This window comes from Curtobacterium sp. HSID17257, assembly GCF_003989515.1.
Taxonomy (GTDB): domain Bacteria; phylum Actinomycetota; class Actinomycetes; order Actinomycetales; family Microbacteriaceae; genus Curtobacterium.
In genome coordinates, this window is sequence record NZ_RBLU01000231.1 from 1 (window position 1) to 643 (window position 643).

A 643-nucleotide genomic window follows, 5' to 3' on the forward strand; every position below is an offset into this window, starting at 1 on the left:
TCCCGGGGGCGGCGCGCGTCGCCTTCCGCGACTGGGGTTGGCGGTACGCCGGGCGCGACGCCTGGGCGGTCCGCGGCCTGGACCTCGTCGTCGAGCCGGGTGAGCGCGTCGCGGTCGTCGGCCCCTCGGGAACCGGTAAGTCGACGGTGCTCCGCGCGGTGGCGGCGGTCCTCGCCGACGAGCCCGACCCCGACGACGACACCGCCGCAGCCGTGCAGGGCTCGGTCCTGGTCGACGGCGCCGAGCCCCGCGCGGTCCGCGGGCGTGTCGGCCTCGTCATGCAGGACCCCGAGGCGCACACGGTGATGTCGCGGATCGGCGACGACGTGGCCTTCGGGTGCGAGAACACCGGCGTCGCCCGGGCCGAGACGTGGGAACGCGTCCGGCACGCGCTCGGGGTCGTCGGACTCGACCTGCCGCTCGACCGGTCCACGAGCCGACTCTCCGGCGGGCAGCGGCAGCGTCTGGCGCTCGCGGGCGTGCTCGCGATGCGTCCGGGGGTGCTCGTGCTCGACGAACCGTGCGCCAACCTCGACCCCGAGGGTGTCGCCCAGGTCCACGACGCCGTACGGGCGCTGCTCGACTCCACCGGCGCGACCATGCTCGTCGTCGAGCACCGGATCGGCACCTGGCTCGACCTGGT

General features: G+C 75.7%; 1 protein-coding gene. It reads left to right on the plus strand.

Annotation, left to right across the window (positions count from 1 at the left end; genetic code table 11):
- Positions 1-643, plus strand: a 643-nt coding sequence (locus D8M35_RS16175; RefSeq protein WP_148113421.1) for an ABC transporter ATP-binding protein, incomplete at both ends; no start/stop codon positions are given.